At 61.1% G+C, this 26,982-nt stretch carries 20 protein-coding genes; 6 read left to right on the top strand and 14 right to left on the bottom strand.

Features of this window, described 5'->3' with window-relative positions; all coding sequences use genetic code 11:
• Positions 1 to 30 precede the first annotated feature (30 nt).
• The gene (locus AC1Z24_RS29020; protein ID WP_483743726.1) at positions 31 to 2,160 is read left to right on the top strand and encodes a two-component system response regulator; all 2,130 of its coding nucleotides are present in this window, start codon (positions 31 to 33) and stop codon (positions 2,158 to 2,160) included.
• A 143-nt stretch (positions 2,161 to 2,303) separates the two neighbouring features.
• Here AC1Z24_RS29020 and AC1Z24_RS29015 read toward each other — a convergent pair whose 3' ends face one another.
• On the bottom strand, positions 2,304 to 3,047 hold the full coding sequence (locus tag AC1Z24_RS29015) for a DUF7738 domain-containing protein (protein ID WP_483743725.1): 744 nt from the start codon (positions 3,045 to 3,047) through the stop codon (positions 2,304 to 2,306).
• Positions 3,048 to 3,113: 66 nt separating this feature from the next.
• On the opposite strand from AC1Z24_RS29015, the gene AC1Z24_RS29010 reads away from it, so the two are divergent.
• Entirely contained in the window at positions 3,114 to 3,632 is a 519-nt protein-coding gene (locus AC1Z24_RS29010; RefSeq protein ID WP_483743724.1) for a YgjP-like metallopeptidase domain-containing protein, read from the top strand.
• Positions 3,619 to 3,915 carry a winged helix-turn-helix domain-containing protein gene (locus AC1Z24_RS29005; protein WP_259104351.1) on the top strand — a complete coding sequence of 99 codons (297 nt, stop codon included), beginning with the start codon at positions 3,619 to 3,621 and terminating at the stop codon, positions 3,913 to 3,915. The genes AC1Z24_RS29010 and AC1Z24_RS29005 overlap by 14 nt, the downstream gene beginning before the upstream one ends.
• Positions 3,916 to 3,934: 19 nt before the next feature.
• Here the strand turns inward: AC1Z24_RS29005 and AC1Z24_RS29000 are convergent, their stop codons facing one another.
• Positions 3,935 to 4,393, bottom strand: coding sequence for a GNAT family N-acetyltransferase (locus AC1Z24_RS29000; RefSeq protein ID WP_259104353.1), 459 nt, complete (start codon positions 4,391 to 4,393; stop codon positions 3,935 to 3,937).
• A gap of 259 nt (positions 4,394 to 4,652) precedes the next feature.
• On the opposite strand from AC1Z24_RS29000, the gene AC1Z24_RS28995 reads away from it, so the two are divergent.
• Entirely contained in the window at positions 4,653 to 5,390 is a 738-nt protein-coding gene (locus tag AC1Z24_RS28995; RefSeq protein WP_483743723.1) for a substrate-binding periplasmic protein, read from the top strand.
• A 130-nt stretch (positions 5,391 to 5,520) separates the two neighbouring features.
• On the opposite strand, the gene yccS is transcribed toward AC1Z24_RS28995, so the two are convergent.
• From yccS to AC1Z24_RS28935, 12 genes are all read right to left on the bottom strand, one after another.
• On the bottom strand, positions 5,521 to 7,710 hold the full coding sequence (gene yccS, locus AC1Z24_RS28990) for a YccS family putative transporter (protein ID WP_259104355.1): 2,190 nt from the start codon (positions 7,708 to 7,710) through the stop codon (positions 5,521 to 5,523).
• Positions 7,711 to 7,940: 230 nt separating this feature from the next.
• The gene (locus AC1Z24_RS28985; RefSeq protein ID WP_483743722.1) at positions 7,941 to 9,119 is read right to left on the bottom strand and encodes a BaiN/RdsA family NAD(P)/FAD-dependent oxidoreductase; all 1,179 of its coding nucleotides are present in this window, start codon (positions 9,117 to 9,119) and stop codon (positions 7,941 to 7,943) included.
• A gap of 154 nt (positions 9,120 to 9,273) precedes the next feature.
• On the bottom strand, positions 9,274 to 10,653 hold the full coding sequence (gene dbpA / locus AC1Z24_RS28980) for an ATP-dependent RNA helicase DbpA (protein ID WP_259104357.1): 1,380 nt from the start codon (positions 10,651 to 10,653) through the stop codon (positions 9,274 to 9,276).
• A gap of 107 nt (positions 10,654 to 10,760) precedes the next feature.
• The gene (gene mdtD / locus AC1Z24_RS28975) at positions 10,761 to 12,203 is read right to left on the bottom strand and encodes a multidrug transporter subunit MdtD (RefSeq protein WP_483743721.1); all 1,443 of its coding nucleotides are present in this window, start codon (positions 12,201 to 12,203) and stop codon (positions 10,761 to 10,763) included.
• 102 nt (positions 12,204 to 12,305) lie between these two features.
• Entirely contained in the window at positions 12,306 to 13,631 is a 1,326-nt protein-coding gene (locus AC1Z24_RS28970; RefSeq protein ID WP_483743720.1) for a TldD/PmbA family protein, read from the bottom strand.
• Complete coding sequence (locus tag AC1Z24_RS28965; protein ID WP_483743719.1) at positions 13,631 to 15,073, bottom strand: TldD/PmbA family protein; 1,443 nt, start codon at positions 15,071 to 15,073, stop codon at positions 13,631 to 13,633. The genes AC1Z24_RS28970 and AC1Z24_RS28965 overlap by 1 nt, the downstream gene beginning before the upstream one ends.
• Positions 15,074 to 15,464: 391 nt before the next feature.
• Positions 15,465 to 17,156, bottom strand: coding sequence for a choline dehydrogenase (gene betA, locus AC1Z24_RS28960; RefSeq protein WP_483743718.1), 1,692 nt, complete (start codon positions 17,154 to 17,156; stop codon positions 15,465 to 15,467).
• A 178-nt stretch (positions 17,157 to 17,334) separates the two neighbouring features.
• Positions 17,335 to 18,807, bottom strand: a complete 1,473-nt coding sequence (gene betB / locus AC1Z24_RS28955; RefSeq protein ID WP_483743717.1) for a betaine-aldehyde dehydrogenase — start codon at positions 18,805 to 18,807, stop codon at positions 17,335 to 17,337.
• Between the two features lie 44 nt (positions 18,808 to 18,851).
• Entirely contained in the window at positions 18,852 to 19,445 is a 594-nt protein-coding gene (gene betI / locus AC1Z24_RS28950) for a transcriptional regulator BetI (protein WP_483743716.1), read from the bottom strand.
• A 298-nt stretch (positions 19,446 to 19,743) separates the two neighbouring features.
• A complete protein-coding gene (choV, locus tag AC1Z24_RS28945) occupies positions 19,744 to 20,922 on the bottom strand; it encodes a choline ABC transporter ATP-binding protein (protein WP_483743715.1) in 1,179 nt (392 codons plus the stop codon).
• Entirely contained in the window at positions 20,919 to 21,764 is an 846-nt protein-coding gene (gene choW / locus AC1Z24_RS28940) for a choline ABC transporter permease subunit (protein WP_483743714.1), read from the bottom strand. The genes choV and choW overlap by 4 nt, the downstream gene beginning before the upstream one ends.
• Before the next feature lie 67 nt (positions 21,765 to 21,831).
• Positions 21,832 to 22,776, bottom strand: a complete 945-nt coding sequence (locus tag AC1Z24_RS28935; protein ID WP_259104369.1) for a choline ABC transporter substrate-binding protein — start codon at positions 22,774 to 22,776, stop codon at positions 21,832 to 21,834.
• A 479-nt stretch (positions 22,777 to 23,255) separates the two neighbouring features.
• On the opposite strand from AC1Z24_RS28935, the gene AC1Z24_RS28930 reads away from it, so the two are divergent.
• Both AC1Z24_RS28930 and gbdR read left to right on the top strand, forming a co-directional pair.
• A complete protein-coding gene (locus AC1Z24_RS28930) occupies positions 23,256 to 24,632 on the top strand; it encodes an L-serine ammonia-lyase (protein WP_259104371.1) in 1,377 nt (458 codons plus the stop codon).
• A gap of 1,124 nt (positions 24,633 to 25,756) precedes the next feature.
• Positions 25,757 to 26,863 carry a choline metabolism transcriptional regulator GbdR gene (gene gbdR, locus AC1Z24_RS28925; protein ID WP_483743713.1) on the top strand — a complete coding sequence of 369 codons (1,107 nt, stop codon included), beginning with the start codon at positions 25,757 to 25,759 and terminating at the stop codon, positions 26,861 to 26,863.
• Positions 26,864 to 26,982 lie beyond the last annotated feature (119 nt).

The following is a 26,982-nucleotide window of genomic DNA, read 5'->3' as shown; positions in this document are numbered from 1 at the left end:
TGCGTTAAACAATCCATATAGAGAAGCGGCATGGAATGCGTGCAACCCAAGGCAGTTGAAGGCTGCTCGGTTTTATTAGTCGTGGACGACTACCCGGAAAATCTCGTGACGATGCGTGCGGTCCTGCAACGCAAGGACTGGTGCATCATCACGGCCAGTTCTGGCGTTGAGGCCTTAGGCGTGCTTCTGGAGAAAGACGTCGATCTGGTGCTGCTCGATGTGCAAATGCCCGGCATGGACGGCTTCGAGGTCGCTCGCCTGATGCGCGGCAGTCAGCGAACGCGACTGACGCCGATCATCTTCCTGACCGCCAACGAGCAATCCCAGGACGCTGTGCATAAGGGCTATGCCAGCGGTGCCATCGATTACCTGTTCAAGCCTTTCGACCCCGCTGTGCTCAAGCCTAAAGTCACGGCGCTTCTTGAACAACAGAACAACCAGCGTGCGTTGCGACGTCTCAGTCAGGAGCTGGAACAGGCCCGGGCCTTCAATGCATCGGTGCTGGACAATATCGACGAAGGAATCCTGGTCGTCAGTGAGAAGGGCATCATCACCTTCGCCAACCCGGCGATCTGCCGTCTGCTCAAGGGCACCGTGGAAAGTCTGTGTGGCACCGAGCTGATCGACTACCTCGTCGAACCCAATGTGCCGGATTGGAATGATTCGGGCTTCTATCGCTATTACCGCAGCGCCGATACCTACCGTGTGCACGATGCCATTCTTCGCACCCAAGGCGGCTGCCAGTTGCCTGTGGCACTGTCCTGCGCGCCGCTGCCTCTCGAGCAGAAGGCCATGGTGCTGAGCATTCTCGATATGTCGGTGGTGCGCGACCTCTATCGCCAGCTCGAACATCAGGCCGTGACCGACTCCCTGACCGGCCTGCTCAATCGTCGCGGTTTCTACCAGACCGTCGAAAGCATGCTGCTGCGCAACGACCACGTCGGCAAATACCTGGTGGTGCTCTACCTCGATCTGGATGGGTTCAAACGGATTAATGACTCCTTCGGGCATGACGCCGGGGATCAGGTGCTGCTGTGGGTTGCCGGGCAACTGCGCGACTGTCTGCGCCCCTACGACGTGCTGGCGCGTATGGGGGGCGATGAATTCACTGTAGTGATCGATGGCCTCAATTACCCCGAACAGGCAGCCAAGGTGGCCGAGAAGCTGATCGAGCGGGTCTCCGGGCGTCGGCAGTTCGATGGCGTGGAAGTCAGCCTTGGTGTCAGCATCGGCATCGCTACTTATCCCGATTGCGGTTCCAATCTCGATGGCCTGCTGCGCGCTGCCGATGTCGCCATGTACGAAGCCAAGCGCGCCGGACGCCAGCAATACCGTTTCTATGATCAGGAAATGAACGGTCGCGCCCGCTCGCGGCTGATGCTCGAGGAGAGCGTACGCACGGCCATCGACGGCAAAGACTTCTCCATGGTCTATCAACCCCAGGTGTATATCGCCGATGGGCGTCTGCGCGGCTTCGAGGCGTTGTTGCGCTGGCAGCACCCGAGTGCCGGGGATGTGCCGCCGGGGTTGTTCATTCCGTTGCTGGAAGAGACGCGGCTGATCAACAAGCTGGGTGGCTGGATCTTCGAGCAGGGCGCCACCCAGCGGCAGATCTGGGGTGAAGTGTTTCCGGATGATCTGGTGGTCAGCATCAGCGTCAGTGCCACTCAGTTCAGCATGCCCAACCTTGCCTCGGAATTGCAGCGAGCGGTCAATCGCTGCGGGCTCAAGCCGGGTCAGCTGGAGGTGGAAATCACCGAAAGCTCCCTGGTGCAGAACCTGGTCCACAGCCGCAAGCAACTGCAGATGCTGCATGAGATCGGCGTGCGGGTGGCGCTGGACGACTTTGGCATCGGCGAATGCTCCTTGGCGCATCTACGCAATCTGGAACTGGACACCCTCAAACTCGACCGCCACTTTATCGCCGGCATGCTCGACTCAACGCGGGACAGGGTCGTGGCCCACAGCATCATCGAACTGTGCCGCAACCTGGATGTACTGGTGATTGCCGAGGGCGTGGAAACCTACGAGCAATACCAGTGGTTGGCCGATAATGGTTGTGAGCTGATCCAGGGCTTCCTGGTGGCACACCCGATGGTGGCCGATGACGCGGCGCGGTTTCCCCAGCCGTTCAACTGGGCGGGGCTTAAGCACCATTGAGTGAGCCGCATCGTGCGGTTTTGTGGGACCGGCTTTAGCCGGGAAGGGGCCGGTACATCCGCTCAATTTTCTGTGCCAGAAATACCGCTTTCCCGGCTAAAGCCGGTCCCACAGATTATGTTTCCCGTTAGAGGACCTGTTGCTCAAAAATTGATCATTAGCCCATGTAACGTACTCTGCGCATCGCTCATGTCGTTCACATACACCTGCACCTCGATCCCCGGCTTGCCGGGCACTTCGCCGATATAGCAATCGGTTCGCCCATGGCTGCAATAGAGATAGGCGTGGGCGCCCCGCAGGCCTTCGCGGTCGGCGAGGGTGCGGATGTCCTTGAGGGTGGTTTTGCTGTCGATGCCGACCTGGTCCAGCTCCAGATAACCCGAGAATGGCTTGGCCGGTGTGTCCCCGGCGTCGAGCACGGCTGAGCCGCTGTCGCTCAAGTGCAGATAGACCCAGGTGATGGGCTGGTCCTCGCGCTTGTCCGCCGGGTTGAAGTCGTGAATATGGGGCCATTCGGATTGCACGGTAATACCCAGTGCGTCCCAGATCTGGGTGCCGTTGTAGCCTTTGCGTGAGTTCGGCCCGAGCACGTCCAGGGCACGTTGCAGCGTGTCTCCCGATTTGAGGGTTTGCCCGGCTACGGTGAAGCCATTGGCAAAGCGCGGGTCGCCAAACTCATCGACGCCGCTGCGGCGGATCAGCACTTGCGGCTCGGCGCCATGGGGGGCGCTACGGGCCTGGCTGCGGGCTTTTTCGCGGTCCTCGTCGCCCCACCGATTGAGCTGGTCGCCGGTCCATTGCAGGGCCCGGTCCAACTGTTCGCTGAAGCCGCCGTGGGCCAGGGTGCAAAACAGCAGCAGTGCGCTGGCGAGCGTGGCTTTGTTCATGGCGCATCCCGTTGCATTGGCCGCTTCTGTACACTGGCATCTTTCCATGATTTGTCTTGCGACCCCATGACCGCTCCCGTTCTCAAATATCTGCAAGCCTATCCCCATGACTTGCAGGATCAGGTCCGCCACCTGATTGCCCAGGACAAGCTGGGCGACTATCTACAGCAACGCTATGCCGAGCGCCACGACGTGCAGAGCGACAAGGCCCTCTACGCCTACGCCCTGGCATTGAAGCAGGAGCATCTGCGTAACGCGCCGAACATCGACAAGGTGCTGTTCGACAATCGTTTGGATCTGACCCATCGCGCCCTCGGTCTGCATTCGACCATCTCCCGAGTGCAGGGCGGCAAGCTCAAGTCCAAGAAGGAAATCCGCGTCGCCTCGCTGTTCAAGGAAGCCGCGCCACAATTCCTGAAAATGATCGTGGTGCATGAGCTGGCGCACTTCAAGGAATCCGATCACAACAAGGCGTTCTACCAGTTGTGCGAGCACATGCAGCCGGGTTATCACCAGCTGGAATTCGATCTGCGGGTCTATCTGACCTGGCGTGACCTCAAGGGACAAGACGATGGACGTCAGTAAAACCAAAAGCAGTTTTTACCGCCGTCTGTACGTGGCCTACCTGATCGACAGCCAGTTGGCCAGCAGCGTTCCGGCGCTGACCGAGGTCACCGGTATGCCACGCCGCACGGCCCAGGACACCATCGCCGCCCTGGCCGACCTGGATATCGAATGTGTCTTCGAGCAGGAAGAGGGCGCGCGCAATCACGCCGGGCGTTATCGCATTCTGGATTGGGGCGCCATCGACCGGGACTGGATCACCTTGCATCTTGCCCGGATCAAAACGGTGCTGGGCTACCCCTGAACGCACCGATGTGAATGTGTCACTCCAGATCGCGACGCATGCCGATATGGGGGATTTCGTCTTCCAGGTAAACCTCGCCCACGGGGTTAAAGCCGTAGCGGCTGTAATAGCCCTGCAGATGCGCCTGGGCCGACAGATAGATCGGTTGATCGGGCCATTTTTTCTCGGCCTGTTCCAGCGCCTGGGTCATCAACTGATGACCCATACCCTTGCTGCGCACTGAGGGCGCTGTTACCACGCGGCCAATGGTGACATCGCCGTCCTGCTGAATTGGGTCGATAAGACGCAAATACGCGACCAGTTGATCATCCTGCCAAGCCATCAGGTGGCAGGTGTCGCCTGACAGATCCAGGCCATCGACGTCCTGATACCAGCACTGTTGCTCGACGACAAAGACTTCCGAGCGCAGCTTCAGGATGGCATAGAGCTGTTCCTTGCTCAGATCGGTATGGTGTTTGCAGATCCATTTGATTGACATGTCGCTGACTCGCAGAGGAGAACCTGAACCCGATACTAAACGTATCTGCACGCTTCCCCAACAAACGCTGATACGAGGAAAAATGCAACGCTCGGGATCGCGGTTTTTCTTGATGTACCGCACAAAGGTCACAGTGTTATGAGTTGTGCAATGTCGGTAATGCGTCTTCAATAGAGGCTGATCGCCATTAGCGTGGCGAGAACAAATCAGGCGCTCGCCAGTTGTATGCCGGGCTCAGGCCCGCCTAAGGATCTCGCGCATGTCCCTTTCGCTTCGTGCCATGGGGTTTTTGGCCGCACTGCTGGTCATGCAGCCGACCTCTGCGGAGGTGCTGCGGCTGGCAGGTGATGCATGGGCACCCTATGCCGATACTTCGCTGGTCAACGGCGGGTTGGCAACGGATTTGATCCGTACGGCTCTGGCACGGGCCGGCTACACCACAGAATATGATCAGGTGCCTTGGGCCAGGGGGCTGCTGGGCTTGAGCGACGGGCGTTACGACGTCCTGATCGATACCTGGTACAGCGAAGAGCGCACCCACATCGGCCTGTTTTCCAAGCCGTTTCTGGTCAACCGCCTGGGTTTTCTCAAGCGCAAGGATTCATCCATCAGCTTTTCCCGGCTGTCCGATCTATACCCTTATCCAGTCGCTACCGTGCGCGGTTACGCCTACTCGCCCGAGTTCGACAACAACCCGAGCATGAAGAAAGTGCCCGTGGCCAGCTTCTCCATGGCCTTGCGCATGCTGGCGGCCGGACGAGTGCAGTTGGCCGTTGAAGACGAGTTCGCCGCACGCTTTGCGCTGTCCCGCGAGTCAGCCGAAGTGCGTGACTCCATCGACTTTCTCTCCGTGCCGCTGAGCGAGAACAACCTGCATATCCTGGTCAGCTTCAAGAACCCCCACCATACCGAGATCGTCGCCAGGTTCGACCGTGAGATCGAAGCGATGAAAGCCGATGGCACTTATGAGCGGTTGTTCAAGTTGCATGATCTGTAGCCGCTTGCCGGGTGCGATTTTGTGGGACTGGCTTTAGCCGGGAAGGCGGTATCAGCAGATGCAAAGGCTGTGAAGGTACCGGCCTCTTCCCGGCTAAAGCCGGTCCCACCTGTTATGCCTCCCACAAATCCTAGGCCGTCGCCGCCTCATGCTCCTTGATCAGATGCGCCGCCAGGGTCCGCAGCGGCCCTAGCTGACGGCAGATCAATGCGAGCTGGGTCTGCACCAGACGCTGATTTTCATCCATCTCGTCGGGCATCTGCTCAAGCTCGGTGGCCAGTGCCTCTTCGCTGTCGCTTTGGATTGCCACGGGCTGCTTGTCGGCCAGGCTCTGGGCGATCTCGTTGATGCTTTCTGCCAGTTTGACCCCGGCGCCGTCGATGACGTGCTCGCGCATCTCGGCGGGCAATTCCGTGCCGCGGTGCGCGCCGAGGCCTGACAGGTAGCTGAGCAGGGTGTGGGACAGCACCAGGAAGCGGAAACCGATATCGGCCTCCTTACGGAAGTGCCCCGGCTCCATCAGCATATTGGCCAGGGTGGTCGACAGCGCCGCGTCGGCGTTGTGGGCGTTGCGCCGGGCCAGGCGGTAGGCCAGGTCGTCGCTCTTGCCCGCAGCGTACTGCTGCATGATCTGGCGCAGGTAGATGCTGTTGCAGGTCAGGGTGTTGGCCAGCACCTTGTTCAGGCGCCGACCCTGCCAGTCCGGCAGGAACAGGAATACCGCAAGGCCCGCAATCAGGCTGCCCAGCAGGGTGTCGAACAGCCGTGGCAGGAACAGTCCGTAACTGTCGCCGACCTGATTGAAGCAGAACAGGATCATCACCGTGATCGCCGCCGTGGACAGGGTGTAGCGCGTGGTGCGGTTGACGAAGAACACCACCCCGGCCAGTACCGCACACATCGATTGCAGCAACGGGCTGCTGACCAGATCAAACAGCGCCCAGCCGACCGTCAGGCCGATGGCCGTACCGATGATCCGCTGGCCCAGCTTGCGCCGCGTGGCGCCGTAGCTCGGCTGGCAGACGAACACTGTGGTGAGGATGATCCAGTAGCCCTGTGACGGGTGGATCAAATGCACCATGGCGTAACCCACGCAGACCGCCAGGGGCAGGCGCAGGGCGTGACGGAACACCAGGGAGGTCGGCGTCAGTTGCAGGCGCAGGCGGTTCCAGATGTCCTTGAGGTTCTGTGGCGAGCGATCCAGCAGGCTGCTGTCAGTGGCATCGGCCAGGGCGTCCGGGTTACTGGCATCGCGCAGCAGGCGGTCGAGGGTGCTGAGGTTGCTGGTCAGGGCGCGCAACGAACGCAGCAGGCCGCGCCAGGCGGGGTTGCTCTGGATGCGCAGGTGTTCCAGGGACGCATGCAGGTCTTCCATGGCGTCGGCAAAACTGTCGTCGTAGACGAATGGCTGGCGCAACTGGATCGACTCGGACAGCGCTTTGCACGCCGAGCCCTGCTGACGCAGCAGGCGCTGGCAGCGGAACAGCACGTCGCTGTGGAAAAACGCCTCGGCCAGGGAGTTGTAGGGGTAGTGCGAGGAACTGGCGCGCTCGTGAATGTCCTGGGCAAGAAAGTACAGCTTCAGATAACGGCTGACCTTGGAGCCGGGGCGGTTGCTGCCGACCCGGTGCAGGATGATTTCCTTGGTCGCGTTCAGGGCGGCGACCACCCGGCCATTCTGCTTGGCCAGCTCCAGGCGTCGGGCTTCGACGTCGAGGGTGCGGATCGGTTCGAACAGCGAGGACTTGAGCTTGAGATATTGCCCCAGCTCACGGAACAGCCGGGCCAGGGCCTGCTGCACCGGCTGATTGGAAAACAGCACCTGCCACAGCACCGAGAGCAGGCCATACCAGGCCGCGCCCGCCACCAGCAGCATGGGTTCGTGCCAGAAGTCAGTGACTTCGCCACCGCGCTGGTCGACGCCGATCATGGTGTAGACCGACAGGATCAGGGTGCCATAGGCAATCGCGCCGTAACGCTCGCCCAACGCGCCGAGCATGATCAGGCAGAAGGTCGCCACCGCCAGGGCGACGATGAACAGCCACGGATACGGGAACAGTAGCTCCACCGACAGCGCCGCGACGCTGAAGCACACCAGGGTCACCGCCAGAGCATTGAGCCGGCCTTGCCAGTTATCGTCGGTCTCGGCCAGAGCGCTGGCGATAATCCCCAGGAACAGCGGGATCAGCAGCCCCATCTCATCCTGATACCAGCACAGCGCCATGCTGCCGGTCAGGGCGATAAACACCCGCACGCTGTAACTGAATTTGTCCAGCGCCCACAGGCGGCGGAAGGTTTGACGCAGGGAGGTCGATGCCATAGAGGAACAAAGCAGCCTTGTACGCAATTAATCGATTTCACTGAACGAATATGTACAGCCCGGAAGGCGGGCTGTACATCGGTTAGGCAAAATTTATTCCAGACAGAATGTGCAGGAAGAATGTGGGACCGGCTTTAGCCGGGAATACGGTGTATCTGGCAACACAAATCCGGTGGATGTATCGGCCCCTTCCCGGCTAAAGCCGGTCCCACCAAATCCACATCAATGTGTCAGACGTACTGCGCCGCCGCATAGGCCGATGCCCAGGCCCACTGGAAGTTGAAGCCGCCCAGGTGGCCGCTGACATCCAGCACCTCGCCGATAAAATACAGCCCCGGTGATTTCAGCGACTCCATGGTCTTGGACGACACTTCGCGGGTATCGATCCCGCCCAGGGTCACTTCGGCGGTGCGATAGCCCTCGGTGCCGGCCGGGACCACTTGCCAGCACGCCAGGCGATTGGCGATATCGGCAAGTTCTGCGTGGGTGTACTGCTTCATCGGCCTGGACACGAACCAGTGCTCGGCGATCAGGGTGGCCATCTTTTTGGTGAAGATCTCGCCCAGCAGGGTTTTCAGCTCGCTGTTGGGCCGCTCGCTCTGTTGCTCGGCCAGCCACTGGGCGGCGTCGTGATCGGGCAGCAGATTGATCTCCACGGAATCGCCGGGGTGCCAGAACGAGGAAATCTGCAGAATCGCCGGGCCGCTCAGACCCCGGTGGGTGAACAGAATGTTTTCGCGAAAGCTCATGTCATTGCAGCTGACCAGGCAATCCACCGAAGTACCGGACAGCTCGCCGCACAACTCCTTGAGCTGATCGGTGATGGTGAAAGGCACCAGCCCCGCGCGGGTTGGCAGCAGGGCATGACCGAACTGCTTGCCCACCTGATAGCCGAAGCCGGTGGCGCCCAGAGTCGGAATCGACAGGCCGCCGGTGGCGATGACCAGTGAGGTGCAATCGAGGGTGCCGAGGGTGGTGTTCAGCGAGTAACCGTTTTCGGTTTTTTCGATCTGCTGCACCGAGGTATCCATATGCAGGCTGGCACCGGCCTTCTGACATTCGTCGAGGAGCATTTCCAGAATGTCGCTGGACTTGTTATCGCAGAACAGCTGGCCGAGCTTTTTCTCGTGGTACGGCACACCATGCTTGCCGACCATCTCGATGAAATCCCACTGGGTATAACGGGCCAGGGCGGATTTGCAGAAGTGCGGGTTCTGCGACAGAAAATTGCCCGGCTCGGTGTACATATTGGTGAAATTGCAGCGCCCGCCGCCAGACATGAGGATCTTCTTGCCGGGCTTGTTGGCGTGATCGATCAACATCACCTTGCGCCCGCGATTGGCGGCGGTCAGGGCACACATCAAACCGGCGGCACCGGCGCCGATGATCACTACGTCAGTAACGGGCACAGCTGTTTCCTCAAAAATGCATACATACACATAGTGGGACCGGCTTTAGCCGGGAAGAGGCAGGTACATCCAACAGATTCGTGTCGTCAGATACGCCGTATTCCCGGCTGAAGCCGGTCCCACACTTCAGCACCACATTGGCATTGCGCTGATATCAGAGAATCCGCACGCGCAGCGACTTGCCCTTGATCTTGCCGTTGTTCAAACGCTCCAGCGCCTGTTTGGCGACGCTGCGCTCGACGGCGACATAAGCCTGGAAGTCGAAAATGGCGATCTTGCCGACCTGGGCGCCGGGGATGCCGGCATCACCGGTCAGGGCGCCGAGAATGTCGCCGGGGCGCAGCTTGTCCTTGCGTCCGGAACCGATGCACAGGGTGCTCATGGTCGGCAGCAGCGGGCCACCGCCAGCGTTTTTCAGGTCGTCCAGCTGCTTCCATTGCAGGGCGGCTTTCTGGATTTCTTCGATGGCGCGGGCGCGCTGGCTTTCCGAAGGGGCGACAAGGCTGATGGCAATCCCGGTCTCACCGGCGCGACCGGTACGGCCGACGCGGTGAATGTGCATTTCCGAATCACGGGCCAGCTCGACGTTGATCACCATGTCCAACGCGTCGATGTCCAGACCGCGAGCGGCGACGTCAGTGGCGACCAGTACCGAAGTACTGCGGTTGGCAAACATTGCCAACACCTGGTCACGGTCGCGCTGCTCCAGGTCGCCGTGCAGGCCGACGGCAGAGATGCCCTTGGCGGTCAGGTGATCGACCACTTCCTGGCACTGCTGTTTGGTGAAACAGAACGCCACGCAGGATTGCGGACGGAAATGCGCGAGCACCTTCACGACTGCGTCCATACGGTCTTCGGGAGAAATCTCGTAGAAAATCTGTTCGATCTGGCTGTCGGCATGCAACGCCTCGACCTTGACCGTCTGCGGGTCGCGCATGAACTTGGACGACAGCTGCTTGATGCCCACCGGGTAGGTGGCGGAGAACAGCAGGGTCTGCCGCTTGGCCGGGGTCTGGCTGATGATGTCGGCGATGGCGTCGTAGAAGCCCATGTCGAGCATGCGGTCGGCTTCGTCGAGGATCAGGGTATTCAGGCCGTCGAGGACCAGCGAGCCCTTGCGCAGGTGCTGCTGGATACGACCGGGCGTGCCGACGATGATGTGCGCGCCGTGTTCCAGGGAACCGATCTGCGGGCCAAACGGCACGCCGCCACACAGGGTCAGAACCTTGATATTGTCCTCGGAACGGGCCAGGCGACGGATTTCCTTGGCCACCTGGTCAGCCAGTTCACGGGTCGGGCACAACACCAGCGCCTGACAGCCGAAATAGCGCGGATTGATCGGGTTCAGCAGGCCGATGCCGAATGCAGCGGTCTTGCCGCTACCGGTTTTAGCCTGGGCGATCAGGTCCATGCCCTTGAGAATCACCGGCAGGCTCTGCGCCTGAATCGGCGTCATCTCGGCATAACCAAGGGACTCCAGGTTAGCCAGCATGGCGGCGGACAGGGGCAAAGTATTGAAAGCGGTGTTGGTCACGGTCTGAACCTGCAAAACAAAATGTTGCGCAGTGTATCAGGTCGCAAAGCCATCAGGCTGGCTCCCGCCGGGTGGCCCCGATGAGTTTATAAAACCTGCATGTTCGATCAGTGCTCAACATCCGTCGGCTGCCGCGCAGGCTGGGTCGCTTCCTTTGCGGTGGTCTTGGACGGCAGTTGCAGGAAGATCCCGGCTGCGAACATCGCCAGTACGCCCACCGAGAGGAAGGTCAGCTGGAAGGCGCCGAGAACGCTGCTGACTTCGCCGGTCGCCACCTGGTCGGTAAAGCCGCCGAGCAGGGCGGCGGCACAGGCCACGCCGAAGCTCAGGGACAGTTGCGCGACCACCGACAGCAGGCTGTTGCCGCTGGCGGCGCTGGCGTCGTCGAGGTCGATCAGGGTGACGGTGTTCATTGCCGTGAACTGCAGAGAGTTGACCGCGCCCAGGCAGGCCAGCAGGGTCAGCAGGGCCCAGTACGGCGTGCCGGCGCCGACCAGTGCCACGCTTGCCAGCAGGATGCCCAGCAGCAAGGTGTTACCGGTCAGGATGATGCGGTAGCCCAGTCGCTCGATCAGCCAGCGGGCCAGGGACTTGGCGATCATCGCCGAAGCCGCCAGAGGCAGCATGCTCATCCCCGCTTCAGCAGGCGAATAACCCATGCCCACCTGCAGCAGCAAAGGTACGAGGAAAGGCAGGGCGCCGCTGCCCAGGCGGGCGAACAGGTTGCCGAGGATGCCCACCGCAAAGGTGCGCGTGCGAAACAGCGATGGCGAAAACAACGGCGCATCGGTATGCCCTGCGCGCAGCCAGTAGGCCGCCAGACAGCCCATGCCGCCGAACAGCAGCAGGACCACCCGCAGGTGCGACAGGTGCAGCTCGCCCAGACCTTCCAGGGCGATGGTGATCAGCACCATTGCTGCGCCGAACAGGACGAAGCCGACGCCGTCAAAGCGTGTCCGACCGCCGCCCTGCAAGTCCGGAATGAAGCGCTTGATCGCGTAGCAGCCCGCCAGGCCCACGGGAATATTGATCAGGAAGATCCAGTGCCAGCTCAGGTACTGCACCATCCAGCCGCCCAACGTCGGGCCGAGCAACGGGCCGAGCAGGCCGGGCACGGTGATGAAGCCCATGATCCGCACCAGTTCCGAACGCGGGTAGGCACGCAGCACGATCAGTCGCCCGATAGGTAGCATCAACGCACCACCAAGGCCTTGAATCACTCGGGCACCGACCAGCAGGTTCAGCGACCAGGACAGCGCGCACAGCAGCGAGCCGAAGCTGAACAGCAGCACGGCGCTGAAGAAGATCTGCTTGATGCCGAAACGATCTGCCAGCCAGCCCGATGCCGGGATCAGCAGGGCGATGGTCAGCATGTAGGCGATGATCACCGACTGCATGCGCAGCGGGTCTTCGGACAGCGAGTGAGCCATGGACGGCAGCGCGGTATTGAGGATCGTGCCGTCCAGGCTCTGCATGAAGAAAGCGATGGCGACCACCCAGGGCAGCCAGCGCAGGGTTTGGGCATCCAGAATCGGCGTGGTGGTGGGCATGTAAGGAATGGGTCCTTAAAAGCAGGGCGGAATGCGTTTATGTGGGACCGGCTTCAGCCGGGAAGGCGTATTCCCGGCTGAAGCCGGTCCCACCGTCATGTACTACAAGGTCAAAGTCAGGCGGCTGATCAGCGCCCCCGGCAGATGATTGGAATCGGTCTGACGCTGGCTATAGGTACTGGCCGAGAGCAGGAGTTCCCGCTCTGCGGTCAATTCTTCGAGTGCACCGCCCAGCAGGCTGTACACGCTGTCATCGAAACGCATGGTGCTGACCGGTGCCTGGATCTTGCCGTTCTCCACCCAGAAAGTGGCAAAGCGGGTCATGCCGGTCAGGCGCGCAGCGGGTTGGTCGGAGTAGTTCAGATACCAGAGATTGCTGATATACAGGCCGGTGCCGAGCTTTTGCAGAATGTCCTCGATCGCCAGACTCCCCGGCGCCATGCTCAAGGCACTGGGCGACTCGCCCCATCCGGCGCCGTTGGCTTCCAGGCCGTACTCGGCGGCGCTGCGGGAGCCGACCAGTTGTTCCCTGGCCATGCCGCCTGCGATCAGCGACAGATCCCGGCGCGGATAACCTTCGCCGGAGAACGCCGGTGACAGCGAACCAATGACCTGCTCATCAATGCTCACCAATGGGCTGAGCTGCACGTCGCCGTTGTACAGGCGCTGCAACGGGCTGCTCTTGCTGGCCAGGTCCTGGGCCGAGAAACCGCCCCAGCAGAGCATGCTCATGACTTCTTCCAGCGCCGCCGGGGCCAGGTAGGCGCGGTATTGGCCGGGTGCCAGGGTGCGCAGGGGCTGGCCGAGAAACTCCAGTTGCTCGCGGGCCAGTTGCAGGCGCCGGGCGAAGGCGTCGTCATCCCAGGTATGTCCGGCGTAATTGGCTTTAACCGCCTGGCCGTTGGTGTGAAACAGGCTCCAGTCGAAATTGAAGCTATTGGCCTGATGCCAGCCCAGCGCGCCCCAGGAACTGGCAAAGCCGCGATACAGCGGCCCGGCGGCGTAGAAGCCGACCAGATCCAGGCCCGCAGCCAGGCTGTCGATGCGCTCGACCACATGGGTGGCGTCCGGCAGCGGCTGGCTCTGTACCTGGCTGCTGAACCAGTCCTGGGTATTGGGCAGCAGATACGGATCGCGGGGCAGCAGGATCAGGGTTTCGCGCAACTGCTGCAAGGCATCGTGCAAGCGCTGACGATCCACCTCGGTGTCGCCCGCCAGGGTCAGTTGCAGGTCGGCATGGCGGCCGTCGTCGATCAGCTTGAAACTCAGACTGGCCTGTTGCACCTGCCCGGCCTGGCGCACCTTGGCGTGGTTGAAGCGAATGAAATCCGAGACCTCGGCGCTGTAGGCCAGAGTGAATTGTTCCGTGCCGGTCAGCGCGCCCTTGAGCGTCGCGACCAGATCTTCAAACTGCTGTTGATGGGACATCAGGCATCCCCTCCAAATACATCGACCGAAGAGAATACGCAGGCCGGCGACGCATGCCCGACCCGCACCACCTGGTTGGGTTCGCCCTTGCCGCAGTTGGGCGTGCCCAATACCTTGAAGGTGGTGGCGTCGCCCACGGCATTGAGGTTGCGCCAGAATTGCGCGGAAATCCCCCGGTAGTTGGGGTTCTTGACCACGCCCTTGAGTTCACCGTTCTCGATCAACTGGCCCCACTCGCAGCCGAACTGGAATTTGTTGCGCGCATCGTCGATGGACCACGAGCGGTTGGTCGACATCAGGATGCCGCGCTCGATGCCGCCGATCAGTTGTTCCATCGTCTTGTCGCCGGGCTCGATATTGAGGTTGGCCATGCGATCGATGGGCGGGCGGTTCCAGCTGCAGGCGCGGCTGTTGGCCACGCCCGGCAGCCCGGCGCGGAACTGCGAGAGCGCGCCACCCAATGGCCGCTCCAGCAAGCCGTCGCGGATCAGGAACTGCTTGCTGGCGGCAGTGCCGTCATCGTCGAAGGCATAACTGGCGAGCTGCTCGGGAATCTCCGGGTCGAAGGTCACGTTGAGCAGATTGGAGCCGTATTGCAGATGGCCGAAGTCGCTGGCCTTGACGAAGCTGGTGCCGGCGTAATTGCGCTCGTCGCCGAGGATACGGTCCAGCTCCAGCGGATGGCCGATGGATTCATGGATCTGCAAAGTCATCTGGTCCGGCAGCAACAGAAGGTCTCGCGGACCCTGAGGTGTGTTGGGCGCCATGATCAGTTGCAGCGCCTGATCGGCGACTTTGGCCGCCGCGCCGATCAGTCCGCACTGGGCGATGACCTCGGCGCCGCCCTGCTGGCCGAAATTCTCCCGACCCAGGCTGCGGCTCTGGCTGTCCTGACCGTCGTAAGCGGTAACGCTCATGCCGGGGAAAACAAACCGCTGGGCCTGACGAATCTCGGCGCCTGCGCTGTTCAGGTAGATCTGCTCGACGTTTTCCAGACCCAGGCTGACCTGCCAGTTCACCAGTCGTGAGTCGGCGGGCACTGCGGCTGACTCCTGCGCAAGCAGCGCGTAGCAATCGCTCAGGGACGGGAACAGCAGGTGCTGGTTGGGTGACAGGTAGTCGGCTCGGGCACTCGACACCGCTTGTTCACTCAGGTCGAGCAAGGCATGGGGCGCCAGACGCCGGGCCTGCTCTTCTGCCTGCTCCAAAGCCGCCTGCAAACCGCGCAGGGAAACGTCATTGGTGGCGGCGTAGGCTTCCACGCCATTGAGGCGCACGGTGAGCATCGCGCCTTCGTCGCTGCTCAGATGCGGCGGCTCGGCGACGTTCTTGCGCACCGAAAGGTGTTGGCTGGTCTGTTTGACGTAACGCAGGGAGAAGAACTGGGCTCGGCTGTGCAGGGCGGCAAACCGCTGCTTGAGCTGGGCGGAGAGATCGAACATGCAGGGCAGCTCCGGCGGGGGAGTGAGGTCGGATTCTGGGAGCAGGGCGTTGAAACAATGCGTCTAGAGTAGGCCTCTGGCGAGGCAGCATCAAGCGATGCGCATCCCTGTGGGACCGGTTTCAGCCGGGAAGACTGCAGTACAGGCGATAGAAATGTATCGATCATGCCGCAGCCTTCCCGGCTAAAGCCGGTCCCACGTCATCCTGCTTGTCTGATAGACCGCTCCGATCTCTTCGCGGGCAAGCCTCGCTCCCACATATCTCAGTAGCATCCCTGTGGGACCGGCTTCAGCCGGGAAGACGCCAGTACAATCGGTAGAAATGTATCGATCATGTCGCAGCCTTCCCGGCTAAAGCCGGTCCCACGTCATCAGCTGCCCCGAGCAGGGGTTACTTGATCTCCCGCATCGGCTTGCCCCGCACCGGCCGCTCTCCGGCAACGAAATATGCCGCCGTGCTGCGCGGCAGCGGTTTGCGGCCGCGGATCTTGTCGGCGATTTTCTCGGCGATCATGATCGTCGGTGCATTGAGGTTGCCGGTGGTGATGATCGGCATGATCGAGGCATCGACCACGCGCAGCCCCTGCATGCCATGCACGCGGCCTTCGCTGTCGACCACAGCCATATCGTCGGTGCCCATCTTGCACGAGCAGGACGGGTGGAACGCGGTCTCGGCGTGTTCGCGGACAAACTTGTCGAGCTGTTCGTCGGTCTGCACTTCGATGCCGGGGCTGATCTCGCGGCCACGGTACGGGTCCAGTGCGGGCTGCTGCATGATCTCCCGGGTCAGTCGGATGCCGTCGCGGAATTCCTGCCAGTCCTGTTCGGTGGCCATGTAATTGAACAGGATGCTCGGATACTCGCGCGGGTCTTTGGACTTGATCTGCACCCGGCCACGGCTGGGCGAGCGCATCGAGCCGACGTGGGCCTGAAAGCCGTGCTCTTTCACGCCGTTGCTGCCGTTGTAATTAATCGCCACGGGCAGGAAGTGGTACTGAATATTCGGCCATTCGAATTCCGCACGGGAGCGGATAAAACCACCGGCCTCGAACTGGTTGCTGGCGCCAATGCCCTTGCCGAGGAACATCCATTTCGCGCCGATTGGCGGCTGGTTCCACCACAGCAGCGACGGATACAGCGACACCGGCTGGGTGCAGGCGTATTGCAGGTACATTTCCAGGTGATCCTGCAGGTTCTGGCCGACCCCCGGCAGGTCATGAACCACGGGAATATCGAGTTTCTTCAACACGTCGGCCGGGCCGACGCCGGAGCGTTGCAGCACCTGCGGCGAGGCGATGGCGCCGCTGCACAGCAGTACTTCCTTGCGGGCGCGGGCCTCGGTCGGGGTATTGCTGTCGCCGACCAGATACGTCACGCCGATGGCACGCTTGCCTTCGAAGAGGATGCGATCGGTCAGGGCGTGGGTGACGATGGTCAGGGTCGTGCGCTTTTTCGCTTCATCCAGGTAGCCGCGAGCGGTACTGGCGCGACGGCCCTCCGGGGTCACCGTGCGGTCCATCGGGCCGAAGCCTTCCTGCTGATAACCGTTGAGGTCGTCGGTACGCGGATAACCGGCCTGCACGCCCGCTTCGACCATGGCATGGAAAAGCGGATTATTGCCGGCCTTGGGCGTGGTCACACTGACTGGACCGTCGCCGCCGTGATAATCGTTGGGGCCGATATCGCGGGTTTCCGCCTTGCGGAAATACGGCAGGCAGTCGAGATAGGTCCAGTCTTCCAGGCCCGGCAACTTGGCCCAGCCGTCGTAGTCCATGGCGTTGCCGCGGATGTAACACATGCCGTTGATCAGCGACGAGCCACCCAGACCCTTGCCGCGACCGCACTCCATGCGGCGGTTGTTCATGTGCGGCTCGGGGTCGGTCTCGTAGGCCCAGTTGTAGCGGCGGCCCTGTAGCGGAAAGGCCAGGGCGGCGGGCATCTGGGTACGGAAATCAAACCGATAGTCCGGGCCGCCCGCTTCCAGCAGCAGCACGGTGACGCCCGGGTCTTCGGTGAGACGGGCTGCCAGGGTGTTACCGGCGGAACCGGCGCCGATGATGATGTAGTCGAATTCCTGGGACATCGAAATGCACCCTCTTGAAGGTAATGAGGGAAGGTCTCTGACACCGCGCGATCGCGCAGTGAGCTCGGGACTAATGTGGGACCGGCTTTAGCCGGGAAGACTGATGTGCAGGCGACAGAGATGTATCGGACTGCATCGACGCTTTCCCGGCTAAAGCCGGTCCCACAGGAAAAGTGCGTTAGAAGACCGAGACGTACTCGCCCAACTCAACCTGCACCGACTTGATCCGGGTGAACTGCGCCAGCGAGCTGATGCCGTTTTCACGGCCCACGCCCGATTGCTTGTAGCCGCCGACCGGCATCTTGGCGTCGGACTCGCCCCAGGCGTTGATCCAGCAAATACCGGCTTCGAGCTGATGAATCACGCGGTGAGCGCGGTTCAGGTCGCGGGTGACGATACCGGCGGCCAGGCCGAACTCGGTGTCGTTGGCGCGGCGGATCACTTCTTCTTCGGTTTCGTAGCTGAGGATGCTCATCACCGGGCCGAAGATTTCTTCGCGCACGATGGTCATGTCATCGGTGCAGTCGGTGAACACAGTCGGCGCGACGAAGGCGCCCTTGCCCAGTTCGCCTTCGGTCAGGCGTTCGCCGCCACACAGTACGCGGGCGCCTTCTGTCTTGCCCTTGGCGATGTAGCCGAGCACGCTTTCCATATGGGCAAAGCTGACCAGCGGGCCGAAGTTGGTGTTTTCGTCCTGCGGGTTGCCGACGCGTACGCGCTTGACGCGCTCGACGATCTTGGCTTCGAACGCGGCTTTCATCGAGCTGGGCACGAACACGCGAGTGCCGTTGGTGCAGACTTGGCCGGAGCTGTAGAAGTTGGCCATCATCGCGGTGTCGGCGGCGCGGTCCAGATCGGCGTCGTCGAAAATGATCAGCGGCGATTTGCCGCCCAGTTCCATGGTCACGTCCTTGAGCGACGAACTCGAGGCGCTGGCCATGACTTTCTTGCCGGTGTCGGTGCCGCCGGTGAAGGAGATTTTCTCGATGCGCGGGTGCTCGGTCAGCCAGGTGCCGACTTCGCGACCGCTGCCGGTCAGGACGTTGAACACGCCATTGGGCACGCCCGCAGCGGTGTAGATTTCTGCCAGCTTGAGAGTGGTCAGGGACGTGACTTCGCTGGGCTTGAAGATCATCGCGTTGCCGGCGGCCAGGGCCGGGGCGGATTTCCACAGGGCGATCTGGATCGGGTAGTTCCAGGCGCCGATCCCGGCAACGATGCCCAAGGGCTCGCGACGGGTGTAGATGAACGATGTGGTGCGCAGGGGGATCTGCTCGCCTTCGATGGCGGGCACCAGGCCTGCGTAGTATTCCAGCACGTCGGCACCGGTGACGATATCGACATAGCGGGTTTCCGACACGGCCTTGCCGGTGTCGAGGGTTTCCAGGTCGGCCAGTTCGTCGTTGCGTTCGCGCAGGATCTCAACGGCACGACGCAGGATGCGCGAACGCTCCATGGCGGTCATGGCGGCCCAGATTTTCTGGCCCTTTTCCGCGCTTTCCACGGCACGCTCCACGTCGGCCTGGCTGGCGCGCTGTACCTCTGCGAGGACTTCACCGTTGGCCGGGTTGATGGCTTCGAAGGTCGTGCCACTGGTGGCATCGACGTAGGCGCCATCGATGTAGAGTTTTTGCAGTTCGAAACGGGCCATAGAGTCCTCGCAAGATTCGTTGAGTTGTCGGGCGTGTCAGCGCATCAGTGCAGCGCCTTGGCCAGTTGGAAATCCATATATTCGTAAGCAATTTGCTGCGCCTGCTCGGTGTCGAAGGCATCCCCCGACAGTGCGCCGCGCAGCCATAATCCGTCGATCAATGCCGCCAGGCCCCGGGCCGACATGCGCGCCTGTTCCAGCGGCAGCACGCGGCGGAACTGGCAGCACAGGTTGGAATACAGGCGGTGATCGTTGATCCGCTGCAATCGGTGCAATGTCGGGTGGTGCATGCTGGAGGCCCAGAAGGCCAGCCAGGTTTTCATCGCCGGGCCGTTGACCTGGCTGGCATCGAAGTTGCCCTCGATGATCACTTGCAGATGCGACCTGGGATTGTCATCGCGTAACGCCAGGCGCCGCAGGGTGACGCCCTCACTCAGGGCGCGCATCAGGTAGCTCATGGTCGCCGCGATCAGGCCGTTCTTGTCCTGAAAGTAGTGGCTGATAATGCCGTTGGAGACCCCCGCCAGCCGTGCGATCAAAGCAATGCTGGCATCGCCCATGCCCACCTGATCCACCGCGTTGAGCGTGGCATGGATCAACTGTTGACGACGGATGGGTTGCATTCCGACCTTGGGCATAACGGTGTGTCTCCTTGTGTCCGGAGTAATTGCCTGGCCATTCAAGGCATTGACCAGTCTAGGGTTTTTTTATTGAACGCTCAATCAACAAAAAACCATGGACGTGACAAATAGCAGTTAACTGCGATTTTTCCGGTCAGCATCCGGCTGACTTGGGGGGCTGCATAGTGCTGGTCTTCCCCGGCTACTGTGGGACCGGCTTTAGCCGGGAAGAGGCCAGTACTGCCAATACATCTCTGCCGCTTTTCCCGACGCCTTCCCGGCTAAAGCCGGTCCCACACACCAACAAACTGCCAAATCAACCGTGATTCTTGCCCAGCAACGCGTGATACAGCTCGGTGTCGCCGAGGATGCCCACCACCTGGTTGCCCTCTTGCAGCACCAGCTTGTTACCGGTCTGGTAGCGAATCTGCAACGCGTCACGCATGCCGATATTGGAGTGCACGACGGTTGGACGACGGTCCAGGCCTTCCACCGCCTGGCCCGGTGCCCAGCTTTGCAGATCGAACTGGGTAGCGCCCTGGCGTGCGCCCTGGATGGTATTGCCATCCTTGAGGCTCAGCCACGAATCGCCGCCCGGATCCAGACACAGCTCGCCGTTGACGCGGGTGCAGTTATCCACGGTGCGCATCAGGCTGCGGCCGCACAGTACGTTGAGCGGGTTGGTATGGGCGACGAAGGTACGCACGTACTCGTCGGCCGGGTTGAGCACGATTTCTTCCGGCACGCTGTACTGGATGATCCGGCCGTCCTTCATGATGGCGATGCGGCTGCCCAGCTTGAGGGCCTCGTCCAGGTCGTGGCTCACGAAAACAATGGTCTTGCTCAGCTTGGCTTGCAGGTCCAGCAACTCGTCCTGCAGGCCTTGGCGGATCAGTGGGTCGAGAGCGGAAAACGGTTCGTCCATCAGCAGGATGTCGGCATCCATCGCCAGGGCGCGGGCCAGGCCGACGCGCTGCTGCATGCCACCGGACAGCTCGTCCGGCTTCTTGTTGCGCCATTGTGTCAGGCCAACCAGTTCCAGCTTCTCGTCCACCAGCTTGCGCTGTTCTTTTTCCGGACGACCCTGCATTTCCAGGCCGAAGCTGATGTTCTCGCGAACGGTCAGCCAAGGCATCAGGGCGAACTTCTGGAACACCATGGCGATGCGCTTGGTACGCATCAGTTTCAGTTCTGCCGGGGTGCAGTGGGCGATGTCGATCTGTGCGCCTTCATGCTCGACGAACAGCTTGCCCCGGCTGACGGTGTTCAGACCGTTGATGCAGCGCAGCAGGCTGGACTTGCCCGAACCGGACAGGCCCATCAGCACGCAGATTTCGCCTTTCTCGACTTCCAGCGTGGCTTTTTCCACGCCGACGATCTGGCCGATCTGTTTCAGGATCTGCTCGCGGGTCTTGCCCTGGTCCAGCAGTTTCAGCGCTTCGCGTGGATCCTTGGAGAAGATCACGTCGACGTTGTCGAATTTGATGATGCTCATGCGTCAGACCTCACCTTTGCGTCAGGTTGTTTGCAGATTCGGTCGAGCATGATTGCCAGCAATACGATCGCCAGGCCGGCTTCGAAGCCCAAGGCGATATCAGCGGTGTTCAATGCGTTGACCACGGGTTTGCCCAGACCGTCAGCGCCCACCAGTGCAGCAATAACCACCATCGACAGCGACAGCATGATGCATTGGGTGATACCGGCAGCGATGCTCGGCATGGCGTACGGCAACTCGATGCGGGTCAGCAACTGGCGGCGCGAGGAGCCAAAGGCTTTACCGGCGTCGAGCAGTTCATGGGGCACATCGCGGATGCCCAGGTAGGTCAGGCGGATCGGCGCGGCGATGGCGAACACCACCGTGGAGATCAGGCCGGGTACCACACCCAGACCGAACAGGGTCAGGGTCGGGATCAGGTATACGAAGGTAGGAACGGTTTGCATCAGGTCGAGGACCGGGCGCATCGCCGTGTAGAACATCGGCTTGTGCGCGGCGACGATGCCCAGCGGCACGCCGATCACCACACAGACCAGGGTCGCGAACAGCACCTGGGCCATCGTTTCCATGGTTTCCTGCCAGTACCCCAGGTTGAGGATCAGCAGAAAGGAAATGATGACAAAGGCGGTCAGGCCCCACTTGCGTTGAATGTAATGGGCCAGCAGTGCGATCAAGCCAATCAATACCAGCGGATTGAACCAGGTCAGGGCAAACGTCAGGCCGTGAATCATCGCTTCCAGGGTGGAGGCGATTGCGTCGAAGTAGTTGGCGCCGTGCCGCGTCAACCATTCGACGAAGGCGGCGATGTACTGCCCCAGGGGGAGTTTGTGATCAGTCAGCATGGTATCGATTGTCCACATACGGGAGAAAATTAGGACAGCAGGCGGGCGCACCCGCCTGTCATCCGGATTACTTCAGTTTGGCTTCGACAGCCTCCAGACCAGGCTTGCCGTCGATGGTCGTAACGCCGGCGAGCCAGGTTTTCAGCGTGTTCGGGTTTTGCTTGAGCCAGGCTTTGGCGGCAGCTTCCGGCTTCATCTTGTCGTCCAGGATGTTGCCCATCAGCGAGCTTTCCATGTCGACGTTGAATTCCAGGTTTTTCAAAAGTTGACCAACGTTGCTGCATTCGGTGGTGTAACCCTTGCGGGTGTTGGTCGCCACGGTCGCGGCACCGAAATCGGCACCGAAGAAGTCATCGCCGCCGGTCAGGTATTGAATCTTGAAGCGCTTGTTCATCGGGTGTGGTGCCCAGCCGAGGAAGACCACGTCGGTGTCGCGTTTGGAGGCGCGATCAACCTGGGACAGCATGCCCGCTTCGCTGGACTCGACGACCTTGAAACCGGCGTCTTTGAGGCCGAAGGCGTTCTTGTCGATCATGCTCTGGATCAGGCGGTTGCCGTCGTTGCCAGGCTCGATGCCGTAGATCTTGCCGTCCAGTTCCTTCTTGAACTTGGCGATATCGGCGAAGTCATGCAGACCTTTGTCGTACAGCGCCTGTGGCACTGCGAGGGTGTACTTGGCGCCCGTCAGGTTGGTACGCACGGTTTCCACGGTGCCGGCATCACGGTAAGCCTTGATGTCGTTTTCCATGGTCGGCATCCAGTTCCCCAGGAACACGTCCATGTTCTTGCCGTCGGCCAGGGACTTGTAGGTCACCGGCACGGAAATCATGGTGGTCTTGGTTTTGTAGCCGAGGGATTCAAGGACCACGCTGGTCACTGCGGTAGTGGCCGTGATGTCAGTCCAGCCGACATCGGAAAAGTTAACGGTGCTGCACTGCGCCGGTTCGGCGGCCTGTGCCAGGACTGGCAGGCTGAGGGCTACGGCCAGCAGCAGTGATTGGGAACCTTTCATGGGTGGTGGACTCCTGTGGTGTTTTCTTCTCGTCATCAGCGCAGATGGCTGTGGCGGTTCCAGGTGTGGCAGCTAAGTGGCGACACTTTTTCACGACAGCTCTATCACTGCGCCGGCGATCGAGTCGGACCGATCATGTAACAGGGAAAATCAAACGCCTACAGGGGGAGTCGTAACCAGTACACAGGGGGTCGTATCCAGTGTTGGTGACGTCGCTTACAGATTTTTTCTCCGGGGCAAGGCTGGTTTTCCGGTGCCTTTGAGTCGAAAAGCGGCCCCCGCCTGTCGTAAACCGCTATGGCTTGACGCTCCCTGCTACCTGCGACGTTGCTGGGCATGAGTGAGTCGGTGTGAGACGTCGTGTCGCAGGGCAAAAGCCCGATGATGCGGCCATTCCGACGGACGCGAGGCTCAGCGTAGCAGCTCCGTCGCCGGCTGCTTTGCGCACCGGGAGTTCCGACCACAGAGGTTCATCAGCAATGGCTATCAGCGTTTTCGACCTGTTCAAGATCGGCATCGGCCCCTCCAGCTCGCACACCGTTGGACCCATGCGCGCCGCCGCGCTGTTCGTCCAGGGCCTGCGTGACAGCGGGCGACTGGCATCGGTACGACGGATCGAAGTGCGCCTGTACGGCTCGCTGTCGGCCACCGGTGTCGGTCACGGCAGCGACAGCGCGGTGATCATGGGCCTGATGGGCGAGTGGCCGGATGCCATTGACCCTTCGCAGATCGGCCTGCGCATCGCCACCCTGCGTGAAACCGACACCTTGCTGCTCGACAACCGCCTGCCGATTCCTTTTGTCTGGCAGCGCGACATGTTGCTGCTCGACGAGAACCTGCCATTCCACCCCAACGCCATGACCCTGATTGCCGAAGGCGAGGGCGGTGAAGTGCATCGCGACACTTATTACTCGGTGGGCGGCGGTTTCGTCGTCGATGAAGCCCAGGCCGCCAGCGGTGTACTGGACATGGACACCACCGTGCTGCCTTACGACTTCTCCAGCGCCGAAGAGCTGCTGCGCCTGTGCCAGCAACATGGCCTGCGCGTGTCGGAACTGATGATGGCCAACGAGAAGGTGTGGCGCAGCGAAGATGAAATTCGCAGCGGCCTGATGAAGCTCTGGCATGCGATGCAGGATTGCGTCGAGCAAGGCCTCAAGCATGAAGGCATTTTGCCCGGTGGCCTCAACGTCCGTCGCCGCGCCGCCAAGCTGCACCGCAGCCTGCAGGAGCTGAACAAACCCAACGTGATCGGCTCGACCCTCAGTGCCATGGAGTGGGTCAACCTGTTCGCCCTGGCGGTCAACGAAGAAAACGCCGCCGGTGGCCGTATGGTCACCGCGCCAACCAACGGCGCGGCCGGGATTATCCCGGCAGTGCTGCATTATTTCGTCAAATTCAGCGATGAAGTCAGCGAAGCCAACGTCGTCGACTACTTCCTCGCGGCGGCGGCGGTGGGCATCCTGTGCAAGAAGAACGCGTCCATCTCCGGTGCCGAAGTCGGCTGCCAGGGTGAAGTCGGTTCGGCTTGCGCCATGGCGGCTGCGGGCCTGGCCGATATCCTCGGCGCGACCCCTGAGCAACTGTGCAACGCTGCGGAAATTGGTCTGGAACACAACTTGGGCCTGACCTGCGACCCGGTCGGTGGCCTGGTACAGGTGCCGTGCATCGAGCGTAACGCCATCGCCGCAGTCAAGGCGATCAACGCCGCGCAGATGGCCCTGCGTGGCGACGGCCAGCACTTTATCTCCCTGGACCGGGTGATCCGCACCATGCGCGATACCGGCGCCGACATGCATGACAAGTACAAAGAGACATCCCGCGGTGGCTTGGCCGTCAGTGCGGTGGAGTGCTGATCGTTTGTTGTTTGTGGGGCTATTTTGTGGGACCGGCTTCAGCCGGGAAGGCGGCAGTAAATATTGTAGAGATGCTCGGGATTCACCGGCCTCTTCCCGGCTGAAGCCGGTCCCACAATAGTCGCTGCCGAAATGCGCTCCGTCATCGAACACCGCTGTATCCGCCCGCCACTTTTCGGCGTGTCTTGTGTAATGTCATTTGAAATCAGCGGCCTCGGCTGTTGTGGGACCGGCTTCAGCCGGGAAGGCGGCAGTAAATATTGTAGAGATGCTCGGGATTCACCGGCCTCTTCCCGGCTGAAGCCGGTCCCACAATAGTCGCTGCCGAAATGCGCTCCGTCATCGAACACCGCTGTATCCGCCCGCCACTTTTCGGCGTGTCTTGTGTAATGTCATTTGAAATCAGCGGCCTCGGCTGTTGTGGGACCGGCTTTAGCCGGGAAGGCGGCAGTAAATATTGTAGAGATGCTCGGGATTCACCGGCCTCTTCCCGGCTGAAGCCGGTCCCACAATAGTCGCTGCCGAAATGCGCTCCGTCATCGAACACCGCTGTATCCGCCCGCCACTTTTCGGCGTGTCTTGTGTAATGTCATTTGAAATCAGCGGCCTCGGCTGTTGTGGGACCGGCTTTAGCCGGGAAGGCGGCAGTAAATATTGTAGAGATGCTCGGGATTCACCGGCCTCTTCCCGGCTGAAGCCGGTCCCACAATAGCCGCTGCCGAAATGCGCTCCGTCATCGAACACCGTTGTATCCGCCCGCCACCTTTTGGCGCGCCTTGCGTAATGTCACAGTGAAATCAGCGGCCTCGCCCGACGCCGCTTGTCACCCGTGAACGGCAGTGACACTCCCTTTCGAGTCACTGCTCCCCGCGTCACCCGAGTGCTACCGAAGTGCTCACCCCACAAGCATTTACACGGCTTGTAAATCCCATAGGTCGCTAATGATTGCATCAGGTCGCAGCTGACTAGACGCATCGCGACGTCGTTTTCAGGGTTTATTGAATACACATTCAAGTTTAGGCACGACAATTGCGATGCATTGTGTAAAGCCCTGTTACGAGAAGGGCAATAAAACAAGAGCCCAGCCTGGGGCCTACAACCGCTTTGTGTGAGGAGATACCGTGATGACTTCGTTCAACGCAGGGGCTCAACAGCCTCAGAACCGCGCACCACAATCCATCGGCTTCCTGCTGCTGGATAACTTCACGCTGATCTCCCTCGCATCGGCGGTCGAACCTCTGCGTATGGCCAACCAGTTGTCGGGCCGTGAGTTGTATCGCTGGACCACCCTGAGCGCGGACGGCGGGCAAGTCTGGGCCAGCGACGGCCTGCAGATCACCCCCGACGCTTCGATGCACAAGGCCCCGGCCCTGGACACCGTGATCGTCTGTGGCGGTGTCGGCATCCAGCGCACTGTTACCCGGGAACACGTCAGCTGGCTGCAGAGCCAGGCGCGTCAGTCCCGTCGCCTCGGTGCCGTGTGCACCGGCAGCTGGGCACTGGCCTGTGCTGGTCTGCTCGACGGCTTCGATTGCAGCGTGCACTGGGAATGCCTGGCGTCGATGCAGGAAGCTTTCCCGCGTGTGGCCATGAGCACCCGCCTGTTCACCTTGGACCGTAACCGCTTCACCAGCTCCGGCGGCACCGCGCCACTGGACATGATGCTGCACCTGATCAGTCGCGATCACGGTCGCGAACTGTCGGCTGCAATCTCTGAGATGTTCGTCTACGAGCGCATTCGTAACGAACAGGATCACCAGCGTGTGCCGCTCAAGCACATGCTCGGCACCAACCAGCCGAAACTGCAGGAAATCGTGGCGCTGATGGAAGCCAACCTGGAAGAGCCGATCGACCTCGATGAACTGGCGGTGTACGTCGCCGTCTCGCGTCGTCAGCTCGAGCGCCTGTTCCAGAAATACCTGCACTGCTCGCCGTCGCGCTACTACCTCAAGCTGCGCCTGATCCGTGCACGGCAGTTGCTCAAGCAAACGCCGATGTCGATCATCGAAGTGGCCTCGGTCTGCGGCTTCGTCTCCACGCCGCACTTCTCCAAGTGCTACCGCGAATACTTCGGCATTCCACCGCGTGACGAGCGCGTAGGCTCCAACACCACCCAACAGGTGGCGATGATGCCGATTCCGCAAGCGATGGTTCTGGCGCCGCTGTCCGGGCCGATGTCGGCGCTGAGTCAGGCGCGTAATGAGTCAACGTTTGCGAGTGTGCGTCTGTAAAGACGCGGAGTACCTGATGCAGCTCCGCACCGGTTATGTGTCCGACGCGCTATATCAGGTGCACCGCTAAGCGAGGTAGGAGCCAACTTGTTGGCGAGCCGTTTGACGCGGTGTGTCAG

This window comes from Pseudomonas sp. JL23, from assembly GCF_056933585.1.
This window is presented reverse-complemented; position numbering and strand designations above follow the sequence as displayed.